Source organism: Streptomyces flaveolus (assembly GCF_000716535.1).
Taxonomy (GTDB): domain Bacteria; phylum Actinomycetota; class Actinomycetes; order Streptomycetales; family Streptomycetaceae; genus Streptomyces; species Streptomyces flaveolus_A.
The window spans coordinates 53339-69627 of record NZ_JNWV01000007.1; the positions used below are offsets into that span (position 1 = coordinate 53339).

Consider the following 16289-nt stretch of genomic DNA (forward strand, 5'->3'; position numbering starts at 1 on the left):
TGTCTCGGTTTCCGGGGCCTCGATCATGCCAAAGAGACGGCGGTCGGCCCAGTGCGCGGGCCGGCCTCCGTCTCCTCGACGTCGGTACGGATCAGGGCAGTTGGGGCGCTACCACCCATTCACCCTGCCGCATCACGCCCTTCAGCTCGAAGTCCGCGTCCAGCAGGACCAGGTCGGCGTCCTTGCCGGGCTCCAGCGAGCCGACGCGGTCGAAGAGGCCGAGCAGCCGGGCCGGGTTGGCCGACAGGGCGGTCACGGCGTCCTCCACCGACAGCTTGTCGACGCTCACCGCCCGCTGGAACGCGCGGTCCAGGGTGAGCGTGGAGCCCGCGATCGAACCGCCCTCCACCAGCCGGGCCACGCCCTCGCTGACCTCGACCTCCAGCGGTCCGAGCATGTAGCGCCCGTCGCCGATGCCGGCCGCGTCCATCGCGTCGGTGATGAACGCCACCCGGGCCGCGCCCGCGTGACGGAACGCCAGCTCCAGCGCGGCGGGGTGCAGATGGACGCCGTCGTTGATCAGCTCGACCGTGACCCGCTCGTCCTCCAGCAGGGCGGCGATCGGGCCGGGCGCGCGGTGGTTCAGGGCGGGCATGGCGTTGAAGAGGTGGGTGGCGACGGTGGCGCCCGCGTCGATCGCCTCGACCGTCTGCTCGTAGCCGGCGTCCGTGTGTCCGATCGCCGCGATCACGCCGTTCTCGGCGAGCAGCCGTACGGAGTCGATGCCGCCCGGCAGTTCGGTCGCGAGGGTGACCATCTTCGCCTTGCCGCGCGCCGCGTCGATCAGCTTGCGGACCTCGGCCGGGTCCGGGTCGCGCAGCAGCTTCTCGGAGTGCGCGCCCTTGCGGCACGGCGAGATGAACGGCCCCTCGAAGTGGATGCCCGCGATGTCGCCCTGCTCGGCCAGCTCGCTCAGCAGGCCGGCCTGACGGACCAGCAGGTCCATCTCGTCGGTGACGGTCGAGGCGACGAGGGTGGTGGTGCCGTGGACGCGGTGCGTGTGGACGGCGGTGAGGATCTGCTCGGCCGTGCCGGAGAAGGAGGCTCCGCCTCCGCCGTGGTTGTGGATGTCCACGAAGCCGGGGACCAGCCAGTGGCCGGTGACGTCGATGACCTGGGCGTCGGCGGGAGGCGTGCTGGTGATGCGCGTGCCCTCGATCGCCAACCGGCCGTTCTCCACCGTTCCGGTGGGCAGGACCACGCTCGCGCCGGTGAGCACCTGCGGGCCGGTGGTGGGTACGCGCGCCCCGCGGCGGAGCCGCACGTCGGCACTGCCCCGCGCCCCTGGTGGGGCGCTGTTCCCACCCGGAGCCTGATTGTCCCGCTCGGTTGCCATCAGGTGCTTACCTCCGGAGTCGTAGAAGTGGCTGTCAGCAGGTCCTGCGCGAGCAGTCCCGCGCCCAGGCAGCCGGCCGTGTCGCCCAGCGCCGCCGGGACGATCGCCGGCAGTTTCTGGAAGGTGACCCGGTGCCGGACGGCCTCCCGCAGGGGCTGGAACAACACTTCCCCCGCCTCGGCCAGGCCGCCACCGATGATCAGCGTGCGGGGGTCCAGCAGGGTGAGGCCGGTGACCAGCCCGTCGGCGAGCGCGTCCACCGCCTCCTGCCAGACCCGGACGGCGTTCGGGTCGCCGGACGCGACGGCCTCGGCGCAGTCCGCCGCGTCCGCCCCGGGGTCGCCGCAGGCCGCCGCCCAGGCCTCGCTGACGGCGGACGCGGAGGCGTACCGCTCCAGGCAGCCGCGCTGCCCGCAGGGACACGGCGTGCCGCCGGGGCGTACGACGATGTGGCCGATCTCGCCCGCGAAGCCGTGCGCGCCGGCCTCCACCCGGCCGTCGATGCCGATGGCACCGGCGATCCCGGTGCCCAGCGGCACGAACAGGAACCGGTCCGCGCCCCGCCCCGCGCCGATCCGGCCCTCCGCGAGGCCGCCGGTGCGGACGTCGTGGCCGAGGGCGACGGGCACCCCGAGCCGGTCGGTGAGCAGGGCCCGCAGGGGCACGTCGCGCCAGCCCAGGTTGGCGGCGTAGACGGCGGTGCCGGTCGTCTCGTCGACGATGCCGGGGACGGCGATGCCGGCCGCGCCGGCGGGCTCGCCGTAGTGCTCGACGCCGTACGCGTGCAGGTCGGCGGCGAAGTCGAGGATGCCCGCGAGCACCGCCTCGGGGCCGCGCTCGCGGCCGGTGGCGCGGCGGGCGCGGTGCAGCAGCGCGCCGTCGTCACCGACCAGGGCGGCCTTCATCCCGGTACCGCCCACGTCGAGGGCGATGACATGTCTCACCACGGGGCTAGTGTGACCCCCCCACCCGGGAGAGGTCTAGTCCACTCACGTGGTGTAGACCTTATGTGTCCACATATTGAACCGTCAGACAGCAGGGTTGGGGCTTTGAGCGTGCGTCGGCGTACGGCAGGAACGATCGCGGTGGTGTCCGCACTGGGCATGACGGCGGTCCTCGGCGGCTGCGGGAGTACGGGCTCCTCCGACGTGACCCTCAGACTCGTCGCCGCCGACTACGGCGACTCCGCCGCCAACAGCTCCAGGAAGTACTGGGACGCCCTGGCCGAGGAGTACGAGAAGCAGCACTCCGGGGTGAAGGTCGAGGTCAGCGTCTACTCCTGGAACGACGTCGACCGCAAGGTCAAGGAGATGGTCGACGCCGGCCACGCCCCGGACATGGCCCAGATCGGCGCCTACGCCGACTACGCCGCCGCCGGCAAGCTCTACCCGGTCTCCGACCTGCTCTCCATACGCACCCAGGCGGACTTCCTCTCCCAGCTCTCCGACGCCGGCGAGTGGAAGCACACGCAGTACGGCATCCCGTTCGCCGCCTCCACGCGCGTGCTCTTCTACAACAAGACCCTGTTCGCCAAGGCCGACCTCACGGCGCCCACCACCTGGGACGAGCTGGCCGCCGACGCGAAGGCGCTCAAGAACGAGGGCGTGAAGTACCCGTACGCGCTGCCCCTCGGCCCCGAGGAGGCCCAGGCCGAGACCATGCAGTGGCTGCTCAGCGGCGGCAACGGCGGCAGCGGGTACACCGACGACGTCGGCACCTACACCATCGACTCCGCCACGAACGTCGAGACCTTCACCTGGCTCAAGGACGAACTGGTCGACAAGGGCCTGACCGGCCCCGTCGCCCCCGGCAAGCTCAACCGCGCCGAGGCGTTCGCCGCCTTCGCCGACGGCCAGGTCGGCATGGTCAACGGGCACCCCACGCTCATCCAGCAGGCAGCCAGGAAGGGCGTGCAGTTCGGCACGGTGCCGATGCCGGGCCGCACCGGCAGGGCCAGGGCCTCCATGGGCGTCGCCGACTGGATGATGGGCTTCAAGCAGAACGGGCATGCCCAGCAGATCGGCGACTTCCTCGACTTCGTCTACAGCGAGAAGAACGTCCTCGACTTCTCCCGCAAGTACGGGCTGCTGCCGGTCACCAGCTCCGCGTCCAACACCATGGCCGCGTCGGACGCCCCCGCCGACAAGGCGCTGCGCCCCTTCCTGGAGCAGCTCCCGACCTCGGAGCTGTACCCCGTCGGCAAGACCTCCTGGGCGGCGGTCAGCGCGGCCGTGAAGCAGAACATCGGCCAGGCGGTCGCCCCCGGCGGCAGCCCCGCCGGCGTCCTGACCCGCCTGCAGTCGACGGCCATGGCGGCCGACAGCAGCAGCGCCAACTGAGCCCGCTGTCGGTGCCCGCCGCTACCGTGGCGGGCATGGAACTGGGCACCCGCGAGAAGGCGATCCTCGCGCTGGAGCGCCGGGCCTTCCCCGGCCCCGGCGCGAAGGAACGCGCGATACGCGAGGAGCTGGACCTGTCCCCCGTCCGCTACTACCAGCTCCTCAACGCCCTCCTGGACGACGAGCGGGCCCTGGCCCACGACCCGGTGACGGTCAACCGCCTGCGCCGCGTCCGGGAGGCGAGACGCACGGAACGCTGAGCCCCGGGCACGCCTTGTCCCCCGACCGGGTTTCCAGGGAGCCGGGACGGCTTGTCGGCTGACCGGGTTTCCGGGGAGCCGGGACGTTTTTCGGCCGACCGAGCTTCCGGGGAGCCCGGGCCCCTTCTCGCCCGACCGAGTCTCCGAGGAGCGGGGACGGCTTGTCGGCTGACCGGGTTTCCGGGGAGCCGGGACGTTTTTCGGCCGACCGAGTTCCCGGGGAGGCCGGACCCCTTCTCGCCCGACCGAGTCTCCGGGGAGCCGAGACGGCTTGTCGGCCGACCGAGGCCCCGGCGGCACCGCAGTACCTTCCCGGGCCGACCGAAGGCCCGGCGGCACCTTTTCGGCCGACCGAGTCGGGTGGTGGGTGGGCGGGGCCGGGGTCCAGGGGCGGAGCCCCTGGCGGGGTCTGGGGCGGAGCCCCAGGCGTGCACCGCCGCGGAGCCCCTGGCGGGGTCTGGGGCGGAGCCCCTGGCGTGCGCCGCCGCGGAGCCCCAGGCGTGCGCCGTCGCACCCCAGGCGTGAGACCCGCCGGGCTGGATAGTGTCGCGGTATGGACGCCATGGACGCTCTGCCGACCCCGCGCACCCAACCCGGCCGGGACGGCCTCGCCGCCCTGCTCGCGCAGCCCCGCACCGCCCTGATCGGCCTGGACTTCGACGGCACGCTGGCCCCGATCGTCGCCGACCCCGAGCAGGCCCGCGCCCACCCCGGGGCCGTACCCGCCCTCGCCGCCCTCGCCCCGCAGATCGCCTCCGTCGCCGTGATCACCGGCCGTCCGCCCGACGTCGCCGTCCGGTACGGCGGCTTCGCCGGTGTCCCCGGCCTGGAGCACCTCACCGTCCTCGGCCACTACGGCGCCGAGCGCTGGGACGCGGCCACCGGCGAGGTCACCGCGCCGCCTGCGCACCCCGGCGTGGCCGCCGTCCGCGCCGAGCTGCCCGGCCTGCTGGAGCACGCCGGCGCGCAGGAGGGCACGTGGATCGAGGAGAAGGGCCGGGCGCTCGCGGTGCACACCCGCCGCGCCCCCGACCCGCAGGCCGCGTTCGAGGCCCTGCGCGCCCCCCTCGCCGACCTCGCCACCCGGCACGGCCTGGTCGTCGAGCCCGGCCGCATGGTCCTGGAACTGCGCCCACCGGGCATGGACAAGGGCGTGGCGCTCCTCGACCACGCCCGCGCCGTCAAGGCCGGCTGCGTCGTCTACGCCGGTGACGACCTGGGCGACCTCCCCGCCTTCGCCGCGGTCGAGAAGCTCCGCACCAACGGTGTCCCCGGCCTACTGGTCTGCAGCGGCAGCACGGAGGTCACCGAGCTGGCGGACCGGGCCGACCTGGTGGTCGACGGCCCGGAGGGAGTCGTGGGCCTGCTCCGCGCGCTGGCCGCTCAGCTCGGCCGGGGGTCCAGCGCCGCGAGCTGATCGAGGAACCACCGGGCCGGCGGCAGCGCGGTCGCGGCGGCGGCCAGTCGCTTCGAGCGTTCCGCCCGCGCGTCCGCCGGCAGGGTCAGCGCCTCGTGCAGCGCCCGCGCCGTCCCGGCGATGTCGTACGGGTTCACCACGAAGGCGTCCTCGCCCAGCTCCTCGTACGCCCCCGCCTCCCGCGACAGCACCAGTGCGCAGCCCTCGTCGGAGACGACCGGGACCTCCTTGGCGACCAGGTTCATGCCGTCCCGGATGGGGTTCACCAGCGCCACGTCGGCCAGCCGGTACGCGGCCAGGGAGCGGGCGAAGTCGTCCTTCACGTGCAGCACGACCGGGGTCCAGCCGGCCGTGCCGTACCGCTCGTTGATCTCGGCCGCGACCTGCCGCACCTGCGCCGTGTACTCCCGGTACACGGCGAGGTCCTGCCGGGACGGGTAGGCGAACGCCACGTGGACGACCTTCTCCCGCCACTCCGGGTGGTCCTCCAGAAGCTGCTCGTACGCCAGCAGCCCGCGCACGATGTTCTTGGACAGCTCCGTCCGGTCCACCCGGACGATCGTCTTCCGGCCCTTTCCGATCTCCGCCCGCAGCGCCGCCATCCGCTCGTCCACGTCCGGCTGGTGCGCCCGCTCGCGCAGGAAGTCCGCGTCCGCGCCCAGCCCGTGCACCCCGATCCGGGTGCCGGACGGGATGCCGGGTCCGAGCACCGCGTGGCAGCAGTCCGTGAACGCGTCCGCCCACCGCCGGGTGAGGAACGCCGCCCGGTCCGCGCCCAGGATGCCGCCGAGCAGCTCGGCCGCGATGTCGTCGGGCAGGAGCCGGAAGTAGTCCGGCGGCGCCCACGGCGTGTGCGAGAAGTGGCCGATGCGCAGGTCGGGCCGGAGCTGGCGGAGCATGCGGGGGGCGAGGGCCAGGTGGTAGTCCTGGATCAGCACGGCCGCGCCCTCGGCCGCCTCCTCGGCCAGCGCCTCGGCGAACGCCCGGTTGTAGGCCTCGTACGACGCCCACTGCCGCCGGAACCCGGCGTCGAAGACCGGCTCCAGCGGGGTCTGGTACAGCATGTGGTGGACGAACCAGAGCACCGAGTTGGCGATGCCGTTGTACGCCTCGGCGTGCACGGTCGCGTCGATGTCGAGCATCCGCACCCGCTGCCCGCCGGTCTCCTCGGGCGGCAGCAGCCCGCCGTCCGCGCGCCGGACGGCCGCCCGGTCGCCGTCGCCGAGCGCGGCGCACACCCACACGGAGCCCGCGTCCGACCCGATGGCGGACAGTCCCGAGACCAGCCCGCCGCCACCCCGCCGGGCGTGCAGCGCGCCGTCCTCGTCCACCTGATAGGAGACCGGGCCGCGGTTCGACGCGACCAGCACCTGAGCCTTCTGAGCAGCATCGAGCGTGGAAGCCATACGCCTCAACCTAGCCCGGCCCCGAACCGCTCAAACGTACGGCCCGCCGGGCGCGCCGACCGTATACGGCCCGTTCACGCCACCTTCCGTTCGGCGTACTCCGCGATCTCCACCATGGGCGGCCGCTCCTCGGTGTCCACCGAGTAGGTGCGCGGCTCGAACCCTTCCTCGCCCCGCTCGAACTGGGTCAGCGCGGGCCGGATCAGATGGCCGCGGGCCAGCCGGAGCTGGGCGGTGCGGTAGATCGCGGCGGCCATCCGGCCGAGCGCCTGCCCGTCCTGGTGCCGGTGCTTGCGCACGCCCACGTCGACCTGGGCCAGCGCGTCCAGGCCCACCAGGTGCAGCGCGTCCACCAGCATGCCCAGCTCCACGCCGTAGCCGACGGGGAACGGCAGTTGTTCCAGCAGTGTGCGGCGGGCCGCGTACTCGCCGCCCAGCGGCTGCACGAACCCGGCGAGCTGCGGCCAGTGCATGTTCAGCAGCGGGCGGGCCATCAGCTCGGTGACCCGGCCGCCCTGCCCGGCGCTGCCGCCGAGCGGGCGGTCGTACATCGCCTTGACCAGGTCGACGTCCGGGTCGGTGAGCAGCGGGCCGACGATCCCGGAGACGAAGTCGGAGGAGAACTCCTTGAGGTCCGCGTCGATGAAGCAGACGATGTCCCCGCTGGTCACCAGCAGCGACCGCCACAGCACCTCGCCCTTGCCGGGGACGGCCGGGATGCGCGGCAGGATGGCGTCCCGGTGGACGACCCGGGCGCCCGCGCGCGCGGCGACCTGGGAGGTGCGGTCGGTGGAGCCGGAGTCGACGACCACGATCTCGTCGACGAGCGGCACCTGTTCCACGAGGTCGTGCCGGATGACCGCGACGATGTCGCCGACGGTCGCCTCCTCGTTGAGCGCGGGCAGGACGACGCTGATCGTCTGGCCCGTGCGCTGCTTGGCGGCGAGGATCTGGTGCAGCGGGCGAGCGGCCACGGACCAGGACCGGGCGGTCAGCCAGCGCTCGACTTCTTCCAGCACAGTCTGTGGCTCCTCACTCTTGTCTCGCGGTTCGGACGGCTATCTCAACTGTCCCGGCCGTCGGTTACAGTCTTGAACAACGCCGGTGACCATCGCATGTCGGGGGTCCCGTGCGTTCTACAACCGCATACCGCTCATCCAGAGGGGCAGAGGGACACGGCCCGATGAAGCCCCGGCAACCCCCCTGATCCGGACTCGTTCACGCGAGGCTCACGGCCAGGGAAGGTGCCAATTCCGTCTCACGGCGAGGTGCGCCGTGAGGAAGATGAGGAGAAAGGGCCTCGCCTCCATGGCTGTGCAGACAGTTGTCACCACCAGCGAATCCACGGTCGACCTCGGCCCCGCCGCGGCCCTGAGCTGTCGCGAGTGCGGTCATCGGGTGCCGCTCGGCCCGGTCTTCGCCTGCGAGGAGTGTTTCGGCCCGCTGGAGATCGCCTACGACTTCTCCGCCTACGACACCGAGGAACTGCGCCGCCGCATCGAGGCCGGCCCCGCGAACATCTGGCGCTACGCGCCCCTGCTGCCCGTCCCGGCGGACGTCGCCGACAAGCCGAACATCAACCCCGGCTGGACCAAGCTCGTCAAGGCCGACAACCTGGCCCGCGAGCTGGGCGTGACCGGCGGCCTGTACGTGAAGGACGACTCCGGCAACCCGACCCACTCCTTCAAGGACCGGGTCGTGGCCCAGGCCCTGGAGGCCGCCCGCGCCTTCGGCTTCACCACGCTCTCCTGCTCCTCCACCGGCAACCTGGCCGGCGCCGTCGGCGCCGCCGCCGCCCGTGCCGGCCTCCGCTCCTGCGTGTTCATCCCGCACGACCTGGAGCAGGGCAAGGTCGTCATGGCCGCGGTCTACGGCGGTGAACTCGTCGGCATCGAGGGCAACTACGACGACGTGAACCGCTTCTGCTCCGAGCTGATCGGCGACCCGGCCGGCGAGGGCTGGGGCTTCGTCAACGTCAACCTGCGGCCGTACTACGCGGAGGGCTCCAAGACCCTGGCGTACGAGATCTGCGAGCAGCTCGGCTGGCGGCTGCCGGACCAGATCGTGGTCCCGATCGCCTCCGGCTCCCAGCTCACGAAGATCGACAAGGGGCTCCAGGAGCTGATCAGGCTGGGGCTGGTCGAGGACAAGCCGTACAAGATCTTCGGCGCCCAGGCCCAGGGCTGCTCCCCGGTCTCCACCGCCTTCAAGGCCGGCCACGACGTCGTACGGCCCCAGAAGCCGGACACCATCGCCAAGTCCCTGGCCATCGGCAACCCGGCCGACGGGCCGTACGTCCTGGACATCGCGCGCCGCACCGGCGGTGCCGTGGAGGACGTGACGGACGAGGAGGTCGTGGACGCGATCAAGCTGCTCGCGCGGACCGAGGGCATCTTCGCGGAGACGGCCGGCGGCGTGACCGTCGGCGTCACCCGCAAGTTGCTGGAGGCGGGCGTGCTGGACCCGGCGAAGACCACGGTCGTCCTCAACACCGGCGACGGCCTGAAGACCCTGGACGCGGTGGCCGGGACCGGCCTGACCGCCACCATCCGCCCGACCCTGGACTCCTTCCGAGAGGCCGGCCTCGCATGACAGGCGTGCCGCCGGGACGCCGCACGCGATCCGCGGGCCGGTGGCGGCCGATCGCGCCCACGCGGCGGCAGCCGCACCCGCACCACGGCCCCGCGCCCCTGGGGCGCCGCCCCGCCGTACCCGAGAACCCGACCGGAGGTCTCACCGCATGAGCGTGACCGTTCGCATCCCCACCATCCTGCGCACCTACACCGGCGGGCAGGCCGAGGTCGCCGCCGAGGGCGCGACGCTCGGTGAGGTCATCGCCGACCTGGAGAAGAACCACACGGGCATCGCCGCGCGCGTGCTGGACGACCAGGGCAAGCTGCGCCGGTTCGTCAACGTGTACGTCAACGACGACGACGTCCGCTTCGAGCAGGGCCTGGACACGGTCACGCCCGACGGGGCCGGCGTCTCGATCATCCCGGCGGTCGCCGGCGGCTGAGCCGCGGATCCGCGCTCATTACCTTCGGTAACGGCAGTTACCGACTGTTCATCCGATTGCCCCCTCCGTGAGAGAAGCGGAGGGGGCAATTCTGTGTGATTGAGCGCGGTAGAGTTGGGGAACACGGCCCCGGCCTTCGGTCGCGGGCCCTGGATTTCATGCCGCCGACCCGACAAGAAGTAGCCAAAGTGTGCGGGTCCTCTGCGGCTTTTGTGGCTTTTATGGAGCCCGACTTGCCCTGAAGTCGGGTGAATTCTCACCAGATTCCGGACCGTCCGCGTCCAGAATTCTCGTCCGATTGACCTGTTGCAGACGGCAGTTGGACAGATACATTCAGCCGCGGTCGACGCGTTCCGGCGCACGCCCCCGTCCCATGGGGGGTGAGGTCTGACCCGGGTTCGCGAAGTGCGGATCTGTGCAAGGGCCAGTAATAGGGGAGTTAGGCATGGCTCAGGGCACCGTCAAGTGGTTCAACGCGGAGAAGGGGTACGGCTTCATCGCGGTCGACGGTGGTGCGGACGTCTTCGTCCACTACAGCGCCATTCAGATGGACGGCTACCGCACCCTGGAAGAGGGCCAGCGGGTGGAGTTCGAGATCTCGCAGGGCCAGAAGGGCCCGCAGGCCGACATGGTTCGCCTCAGCGCCTGAACGTTTCTTGTCCGAAGGGCCCGCACCTCGCAGAGGGTGCGGGCCCTTCGCCGTGCCCGGTTCCGCTGTTCGCGTGCGGCTGACGGGGGCCTCCCACCCGCCAAGGCGCTTGCACTCGACCATGCCGAGTGCTAATCATTGGCGTTAGCACTCTGAAGGTGAGAGTGACAGCGAAGGACCGGGTCGGTGAGGCCCGCGGGCCGGGTGGGGCAAGGAACCACGAGGCCGGCGAGCCGTCCGTCGCGGGCGCGGGCGCGGTCCGAAGGAATCACCCCCAGTCCTGGAGGGACCACTTCACATGGCCAAGATCATCGCGTTCGACGAGGAGGCGCGGCGCGGCCTCGAGCGCGGCATGAACCAGCTCGCGGACGCCGTGAAGGTGACGCTCGGCCCCAAGGGCCGCAACGTCGTCCTCGAGAAGAAGTGGGGCGCCCCCACGATCACCAACGATGGTGTCTCCATCGCCAAGGAGATCGAGCTCGAGGACCCGTACGAGAAGATCGGCGCCGAGCTGGTCAAGGAAGTCGCCAAGAAGACGGACGACGTCGCCGGTGACGGTACGACCACCGCGACCGTGCTCGCCCAGGCCCTGGTCAAGGAGGGCCTGCGCAACGTCGCCGCCGGTGCCAACCCGATGGCTCTGAAGCGCGGTATCGAGAAGGCCGTCGAGGCCGTCTCCGCCGCCCTGCTGGAGCAGGCGAAGGACGTCGAGACCAAGGAGCAGATCGCCTCCACCGCGTCCATCTCCGCCGCCGACACCCAGATCGGCGAGCTGATCGCCGAGGCCATGGACAAGGTCGGCAAGGAAGGCGTCATCACCGTCGAGGAGTCCAACACCTTCGGGCTGGAGCTGGAGCTCACCGAGGGCATGCGCTTCGACAAGGGCTACATCTCCGCCTACTTCGCGACCGACATGGAGCGCATGGAGGCGGTGCTCGAGGACCCGTACATCCTCATCGCCAACTCCAAGATCTCCTCGGTCAAGGACCTGCTCCCGCTGCTGGAGAAGGTCATGCAGTCGGGCAAGCCGCTGCTGATCATCGCCGAGGACGTCGAGGGCGAGGCCCTGTCGACCCTGGTCGTCAACAAGATCCGCGGCACCTTCAAGTCCGTCGCCGTCAAGGCCCCGGGCTTCGGTGACCGCCGCAAGGCCATGCTCGGCGACATCGCCATCCTCACGGGCGGCGAGGTCATCTCCGAGGAGGTCGGCCTCAAGCTGGAGAACGCGACCCTGGACCTCCTGGGCCGCGCCCGCAAGGTCGTCATCACCAAGGACGAGACCACCATCGTCGACGGCGCCGGCTCCTCCGAGCAGGTCAACGGCCGGGTCAACCAGATCCGCGCCGAGATCGAGAACAGCGACTCCGACTACGACCGCGAGAAGCTGCAGGAGCGCCTGGCGAAGCTCGCCGGCGGTGTCGCGGTCATCAAGGCCGGTGCCGCCACCGAGGTGGAGCTCAAGGAGCGCAAGCACCGCATCGAGGACGCCGTCCGCAACGCGAAGGCGGCCGTCGAGGAGGGCATCGTCGCCGGTGGTGGCGTGGCCCTGCTGCAGGCCTCCCAGGTCTTCGAGAAGCTGGAGCTCGAGGGTGACGAGGCGACCGGCGCCAACGCCGTGCGCATCGCCCTGGAGGCCCCGCTGAAGCAGATCGCCGTCAACGCCGGCCTCGAGGGCGGCGTCGTGGTGGAGAAGGTGCGCAACCTGACCCCGGGTCACGGCCTGAACGCCGCGACCGGCGAGTACGTCGACCTGGTGGCCGAGGGCATCATCGACCCGGCGAAGGTGACCCGTTCCGCGCTGCAGAACGCCGCCTCCATCGCCGCGCTGTTCCTCACCACCGAGGCCGTCATCGCCGACAAGCCGGAGAAGGCCGCGGCCCCGGCCGGCGGCGGCATGCCGGGCGGTGACATGGACTTCTGATCGACCTGACGGTTGATCGCCTGTCCTACGGACCGAGGGCGGCACTCCCAGCCAGTGGCTGGGAGTGCCGCCCTCGGGCGTTCGCGGGGCGGGGCGAGGGTGTCCGGTATCACGCGGGGGGCTTAGGGACCCGACCGGAATGCGGGCCGCTGGGCGGTGTTTACTTAAGACACTGCAACAATGCGTGCGCACATACCAGTCGGTTCACCCCGTCCACTCACGAGGAGCCCCCCACGTGACCGTCACCACGCCCCCCGTCTCCCGCGCGGCTCGCGTCCTGTCCCGCCCGATCACGCTGAACGGCCTCATCGTCCCGAACCGGATCGTGATGGCGCCCATGACCCGCATGTTCTCCCCGGGCGGCGTCCCGGGCGAGGACGTGCGCTCGTACTACGCCCGCCGGGCCGCCGCCGGTGTCGGCCTGATCGTCACCGAGGGCACCTACGTGGGCCACCCGTCGGCCGGCCAGAGCGACCGCGTCCCGCGCTTCCACGGCGAGGAGCAGCTGGCGGGCTGGGCGAAGGTCGCCGAGGACGTGCACGCGGCCGGCGGCCGGATCGTCCCGCAGCTCTGGCACATCGGCATGGTCCGCAAGCAGGGCGACGCCCCCTTCCCGGACGCGCCCGCCGTCGGCCCCTCCGGCCTGGAGACCGCCGGTGCCGAGCCCACCGGCAAGGCCATGACGCAGGCGGACGTGGACGACGTCGTCGCCGCGTTCGCCGAGGCCGCTGCCGCCGCCGAGCGCATCGGCTTCGACGGCGTGGAGCTCCACGGCGCCCACGGCTACCTCCTCGACCAGTTCCTGTGGGCGGGGACCAACCGCCGCACCGACGCGTACGGTGGCGACCTGGCGGCCCGCACCAGGTTCTCCGCCGAGATCGTCGCCGCCGTGCGCGCGGCGGTTTCGCCGGACTTCCCGATCCTCTTCCGCTACTCGCAGTGGAAGCAGCAGGACTACACCGCCCGGCTCGCCGAGACCCCCGAGGAACTGGAGGCCCTGCTCACCCCGCTCGCGGCGGCCGGTGTCGACGTCTTCCACGCCTCCACCCGCCGCTACTGGCTGCCCGAGTTCGACGGCTCCGACCTGAACCTGGCCGGCTGGACGAAGAAGCTCACCGGCAAGCCCGTCATCACCGTCGGCTCGGTCGGCCTCGACGGCGACTTCATCAACGCCTTCCAGGGCGAGGGCTCCCCGGTCAAGGCCATCGACAACCTCCTGGACCGCCTGGAGGCCGACGAGTTCGACCTGGTGGCCGTCGGCCGCGCGCTGCTCCAGGACCCGGAGTGGGCGGCCAAGGTGCTCTCCGACCGGTTCGACGAGCTGAAGCCGTACGACGCGGCGGCCCTGAAGACCCTGAGCTGACCGGGGTGCCTCCGGGGGCGCCGGACGCTAGAGGTTGCCCATCGGCTCGATGTCGACCCGTACCGGCGTCCCCCACACCCGCAGCACCTCGTAGTCGGTGAACTCGTGCACGAGCCGGTACGCCATGGCGGGCCGGGAGCCGCGCCGCTGGGCGGCGAGATACGCCTCCGCCTCGCGCCGGTCCCGCCGCGGCGTCCCGCACAGCTGCCACTCCTGGCCGTTCCACAGCTCCGGCAGCCACCGCTGCTGCGCCTGGGGCCGGTCACCGCGCACGCCGTACCGGGACGGGGCCGAGGGGACCGGCTCGCCCGGCCGGGGCCTGCCGCCCTGGAACTCCGAGCGGCGGGCGGCCCGGCGCCGGGTCTCGCACAGCAGACACAGGTCGGGCGCGCTCTCGTCCACCGGTCCCTGCGGGTGCTCGGGGCAGCGGGTGGCGGGCGCGGCGGTGGTGACGGTGTCGTCCAGCAGATCGAGGGCCCGCCGCAGGTCGTCCTTGATCTCGTGCAGCCGGGCGTCCGGCGTGTCGGCGGTCAGGGCCTCGCCGTGCTCCCCGAGCAGCCGAAGAGCCCGTCCGAGGGCGGTGAGCTGGGCGTGATTCATGTCGGTGGGTGCCTCCTCCCCTCCATGGTGCCCTGACCGCACGGTCCGTCAGCGTGCCGCGTGGGTCAGCGCCGTGCGCAGACGGCCGCCGGACTCCGCCAGGAGGCGGGCCGCCGTCGGGCCGTCGACGCCGGCGAGCAGGGCCAGGATCGCGTGCTTCACCTCGCCGCCGGTCTCCGTGAGGGCCTCCTCGATCTCGGCGTCGCTCGCGCCCGTGGCCTGGGAGACGATCCGGTGGGAGCGGGCCCGGAGCTTGTCGTTGGAGGCGCGCACGTCGACCATCAGGTTCCCGTACGTCTTGCCGAGCCGGATCATCGTGATCGTCGAGAGCATGTTCAGCACCAGCTTCTGGGCCGTGCCCGCCTTCAGCCGGGTGGAACCGGCGATCAGCTCCGGGCCCACGACGACCTCGATGCCGTGCTCGGCGGCGGCGGCCAGCGCGCTGTCCTCGTTGCAGGCCAGGCCGACGGTCAGCGCGCCGAGCGCCCGGGCGTGCTCGACGGCGCCGACCGCGTACGGGGTGCGGCCGGAGGCGGAGACGCCGACCACGGTGTCGTCCGGGGTGAGTCTCAGCGCGTCCAGGTCCCGGCGGGCCAGCTCCTTCGAGTCCTCCGCGCCTTCGACGGAGGTGACCATGGCCGCGGGTCCGCCCGCGATCAGCCCGACGACCTGGTCGGGGTCGGTGTTGAAGGTGGGCGGGCACTCGGAGGCGTCCAGCACGCCCAGCCGGCCGGCGGTCCCGGCACCGGCGTAGACGAGCCGCCCGCCCCTGCTCATGCGCGCGGCGACCGCGTCGACGGCGGCGGCGATCCGCGGTAGCTGCGTCGCCACGGCGGCGGGCACGCCCGCGTCCTCGCCGTTCATCAGCCGGGCGATGTCGAGGGTGGGCAACCGGTCGATCTCGGCGAGTTCCGGACGGAAGGCCTCGGTGGTCAGTGAGGCCAGCTCGGCGCGCAGGTCGTGGGAGGTGATGTCGTGAGAGGTCATAGGGGGCGGCTCTCTCCGGTGACGTGTGAGGGGGGTGGTGAACCTTCCTGCCGGCTCCTTCCTACCCCCTAGCGCGAACCGCTCCGGTGCCGGTGGGCCAACGCCTCGTAGGAGGCGGCCAGCGCGGGCGCCGCCGTCTCGTACGTCCGCTGCGCCACCCCCACGAACAGACAGTCCACCACCAGGAGCTGACTCGTCCGGGAGGACATCGCGGCGGGCCGCAGCTCCGTCTCCCGTGACGTCGACGTCGTCAGGACGAGGTCGGCGTACTGCGTGACCGGCGAGTTCGGCCGCCCGGTGATGGCCACCGTCGTCGCCCCGCGCTCGAAGGCCACCCGGAGCGGCTCGATGACGTCCCCCGTCGACCCGGAGTGCGTGATCGCGAGGGCCACGTCACCCGAACGGAGCTGCACGGCGTTGGTCACCGCGAGATGCGGGTCGCTGTGCGCGTGGGCTATGAGCCCTATCCGCAGCAGCTTCTGGGTGAGGTCCTGGGCGACGAGCCCGGACGCACCTATGCCGTACACATCGGTGCGCCGGGCGGCGGCCAGCGCGGTGACGGCCGCGCCGAGCTGGACGGTGTCGAGTCCGGCCGCGGTGTCGGCGAGGGTCTGCTGCTCCTCGTAGGCGAGCTTGGTGACGACGTCGGCGATGGGGTCGTCCACCGCGATGTCCGTCGTGATCGCGGGCGCCCGCCCGGACTGCTGCTGGGCGGCGAGTCCGGCGAGGGCCAGCCGCAGGTCGCGGTAGCCCGGATAGCCGAGCAGCCGGGCGGTGCGGACGACCGTCGCCTCGCTGGTGCCGGTGAGTTCGGCGAGACCCGTGACGGTGAGTGCGGCGCAGCCGGCCGGGTCACCGGCGACGGCCTCGGCGACGCGCTGCATGGACCGGGTCATGGACGGGGCGAGCGTGCGCACCTTGGCGGCGAGCGATCCGCCCGGGCTGCCGAAAATTTCCTTCACGTCCTGGGTCACACATGAAAGATATTTTCGGTT

At 72.0% G+C, this 16289-nt stretch carries 15 protein-coding genes and 1 riboswitch; of the genes, 8 read left to right on the forward strand and 7 right to left on the reverse strand.

Features of this window, described 5'->3' with window-relative positions; all coding sequences use genetic code 11:
- Window positions 1-91: 91 nt before the first annotated feature.
- Window positions 92-1219 (reverse strand): N-acetylglucosamine-6-phosphate deacetylase, encoded by a 1128-nt coding sequence (gene nagA, locus OO52_RS09020; protein ID WP_030643065.1) that lies wholly within the window; start codon window positions 1217-1219, stop codon window positions 92-94.
- Between the two features lie 116 nt (window positions 1220-1335).
- Window positions 1336-2280: an ROK family protein gene (locus OO52_RS09025; protein ID WP_199819915.1), complete on the reverse strand. Its 945-nt coding sequence runs from the start codon at window positions 2278-2280 to the stop codon at window positions 1336-1338.
- A 141-nt stretch (window positions 2281-2421) separates the two neighbouring features.
- Here OO52_RS09025 and OO52_RS09030 point away from each other — a divergent pair, with 141 nt between their 5' ends.
- The 3 genes from OO52_RS09030 to otsB all read left to right on the forward strand — a co-directional run bounded on the left by OO52_RS09030 (window position 2422) and on the right by otsB (window position 5352).
- Window positions 2422-3675: an ABC transporter substrate-binding protein gene (locus tag OO52_RS09030; protein WP_030643063.1), complete on the forward strand. Its 1254-nt coding sequence runs from the start codon at window positions 2422-2424 to the stop codon at window positions 3673-3675.
- Between the two features lie 35 nt (window positions 3676-3710).
- Window positions 3711-3935, forward strand: a complete 225-nt coding sequence (locus tag OO52_RS09035; RefSeq protein ID WP_030643061.1) for a DUF3263 domain-containing protein — start codon at window positions 3711-3713, stop codon at window positions 3933-3935.
- A gap of 553 nt (window positions 3936-4488) precedes the next feature.
- A complete protein-coding gene (gene otsB, locus OO52_RS09040; protein WP_030643059.1) occupies window positions 4489-5352 on the forward strand; it encodes a trehalose-phosphatase in 864 nt (287 codons plus the stop codon).
- Here otsB and OO52_RS09045 read toward each other — a convergent pair.
- Window positions 5319-6758 (reverse strand): alpha,alpha-trehalose-phosphate synthase (UDP-forming), encoded by a 1440-nt coding sequence (locus OO52_RS09045; protein WP_106971961.1) that lies wholly within the window; start codon window positions 6756-6758, stop codon window positions 5319-5321. The genes otsB and OO52_RS09045 overlap by 34 nt on opposite strands.
- Window positions 6759-6832: 74 nt before the next feature.
- Window positions 6833-7777, reverse strand: coding sequence for a glucosyl-3-phosphoglycerate synthase (locus OO52_RS09050; protein WP_030643055.1), 945 nt, complete (start codon window positions 7775-7777; stop codon window positions 6833-6835).
- A gap of 131 nt (window positions 7778-7908) precedes the next feature.
- Window positions 7909-8049: riboswitch (SAM riboswitch) on the forward strand.
- 17 nt (window positions 8050-8066) lie between these two features.
- On the opposite strand from OO52_RS09050, the gene thrC reads away from it, so the two are divergent.
- From thrC to OO52_RS09075, 5 genes are all read left to right on the forward strand, one after another.
- Window positions 8067-9350: a threonine synthase gene (thrC, locus tag OO52_RS09055; RefSeq protein ID WP_030643053.1), complete on the forward strand. Its 1284-nt coding sequence runs from the start codon at window positions 8067-8069 to the stop codon at window positions 9348-9350.
- Between the two features lie 148 nt (window positions 9351-9498).
- Window positions 9499-9774, forward strand: a complete 276-nt coding sequence (locus OO52_RS09060; protein WP_030643051.1) for a MoaD/ThiS family protein — start codon at window positions 9499-9501, stop codon at window positions 9772-9774.
- Between the two features lie 445 nt (window positions 9775-10219).
- The gene (locus OO52_RS09065; RefSeq protein ID WP_004929928.1) at window positions 10220-10423 is read left to right on the forward strand and encodes a cold-shock protein; all 204 of its coding nucleotides are present in this window, start codon (window positions 10220-10222) and stop codon (window positions 10421-10423) included.
- A 298-nt stretch (window positions 10424-10721) separates the two neighbouring features.
- The gene (gene groL, locus OO52_RS09070) at window positions 10722-12344 is read left to right on the forward strand and encodes a chaperonin GroEL (RefSeq protein ID WP_014673417.1); all 1623 of its coding nucleotides are present in this window, start codon (window positions 10722-10724) and stop codon (window positions 12342-12344) included.
- A gap of 235 nt (window positions 12345-12579) precedes the next feature.
- The gene (locus OO52_RS09075) at window positions 12580-13707 is read left to right on the forward strand and encodes an NADH:flavin oxidoreductase (protein WP_030643048.1); all 1128 of its coding nucleotides are present in this window, start codon (window positions 12580-12582) and stop codon (window positions 13705-13707) included.
- Between the two features lie 27 nt (window positions 13708-13734).
- Here the strand turns inward: OO52_RS09075 and OO52_RS09080 are convergent, their stop codons facing one another.
- The 3 genes from OO52_RS09080 to OO52_RS09090 all read right to left on the reverse strand — a co-directional run bounded on the left by OO52_RS09080 (window position 13735) and on the right by OO52_RS09090 (window position 16268).
- Entirely contained in the window at window positions 13735-14307 is a 573-nt protein-coding gene (locus tag OO52_RS09080; RefSeq protein WP_030643046.1) for a hypothetical protein, read from the reverse strand.
- A gap of 48 nt (window positions 14308-14355) precedes the next feature.
- Entirely contained in the window at window positions 14356-15294 is a 939-nt protein-coding gene (murQ, locus tag OO52_RS09085; protein ID WP_030643044.1) for an N-acetylmuramic acid 6-phosphate etherase, read from the reverse strand.
- A gap of 68 nt (window positions 15295-15362) precedes the next feature.
- Entirely contained in the window at window positions 15363-16268 is a 906-nt protein-coding gene (locus OO52_RS09090; protein WP_014673413.1) for a MurR/RpiR family transcriptional regulator, read from the reverse strand.
- Between the last annotated feature and the right edge of the window lie 21 nt (window positions 16269-16289).

Bases quoted from the DNA above. Each gene is read 5' to 3' on its own strand.
- murQ (WP_030643044.1), bottom strand. From the start codon at position 15,294: ATGACCTCTCACGACATCACCTCCCACGACCTGCGCGCCGAGCTGGCC.
- OO52_RS09065 (WP_004929928.1), top strand. From the start codon at position 10,220: ATGGCTCAGGGCACCGTCAAGTGGTTCAACGCGGAGAAGGGGTACGGC.
- thrC (WP_030643053.1), top strand. From the start codon at position 8,067: ATGGCTGTGCAGACAGTTGTCACCACCAGCGAATCCACGGTCGACCTC.
- OO52_RS09045 (WP_106971961.1), bottom strand. From the start codon at position 6,758: ATGGCTTCCACGCTCGATGCTGCTCAGAAGGCTCAGGTGCTGGTCGCG.
- OO52_RS09035 (WP_030643061.1), top strand. From the start codon at position 3,711: ATGGAACTGGGCACCCGCGAGAAGGCGATCCTCGCGCTGGAGCGCCGG.
- otsB (WP_030643059.1), top strand. From the start codon at position 4,489: ATGGACGCCATGGACGCTCTGCCGACCCCGCGCACCCAACCCGGCCGG.
- groL (WP_014673417.1), top strand. From the start codon at position 10,722: ATGGCCAAGATCATCGCGTTCGACGAGGAGGCGCGGCGCGGCCTCGAG.
- OO52_RS09080 (WP_030643046.1), bottom strand. From the start codon at position 14,307: ATGAATCACGCCCAGCTCACCGCCCTCGGACGGGCTCTTCGGCTGCTC.
- OO52_RS09060 (WP_030643051.1), top strand. From the start codon at position 9,499: ATGAGCGTGACCGTTCGCATCCCCACCATCCTGCGCACCTACACCGGC.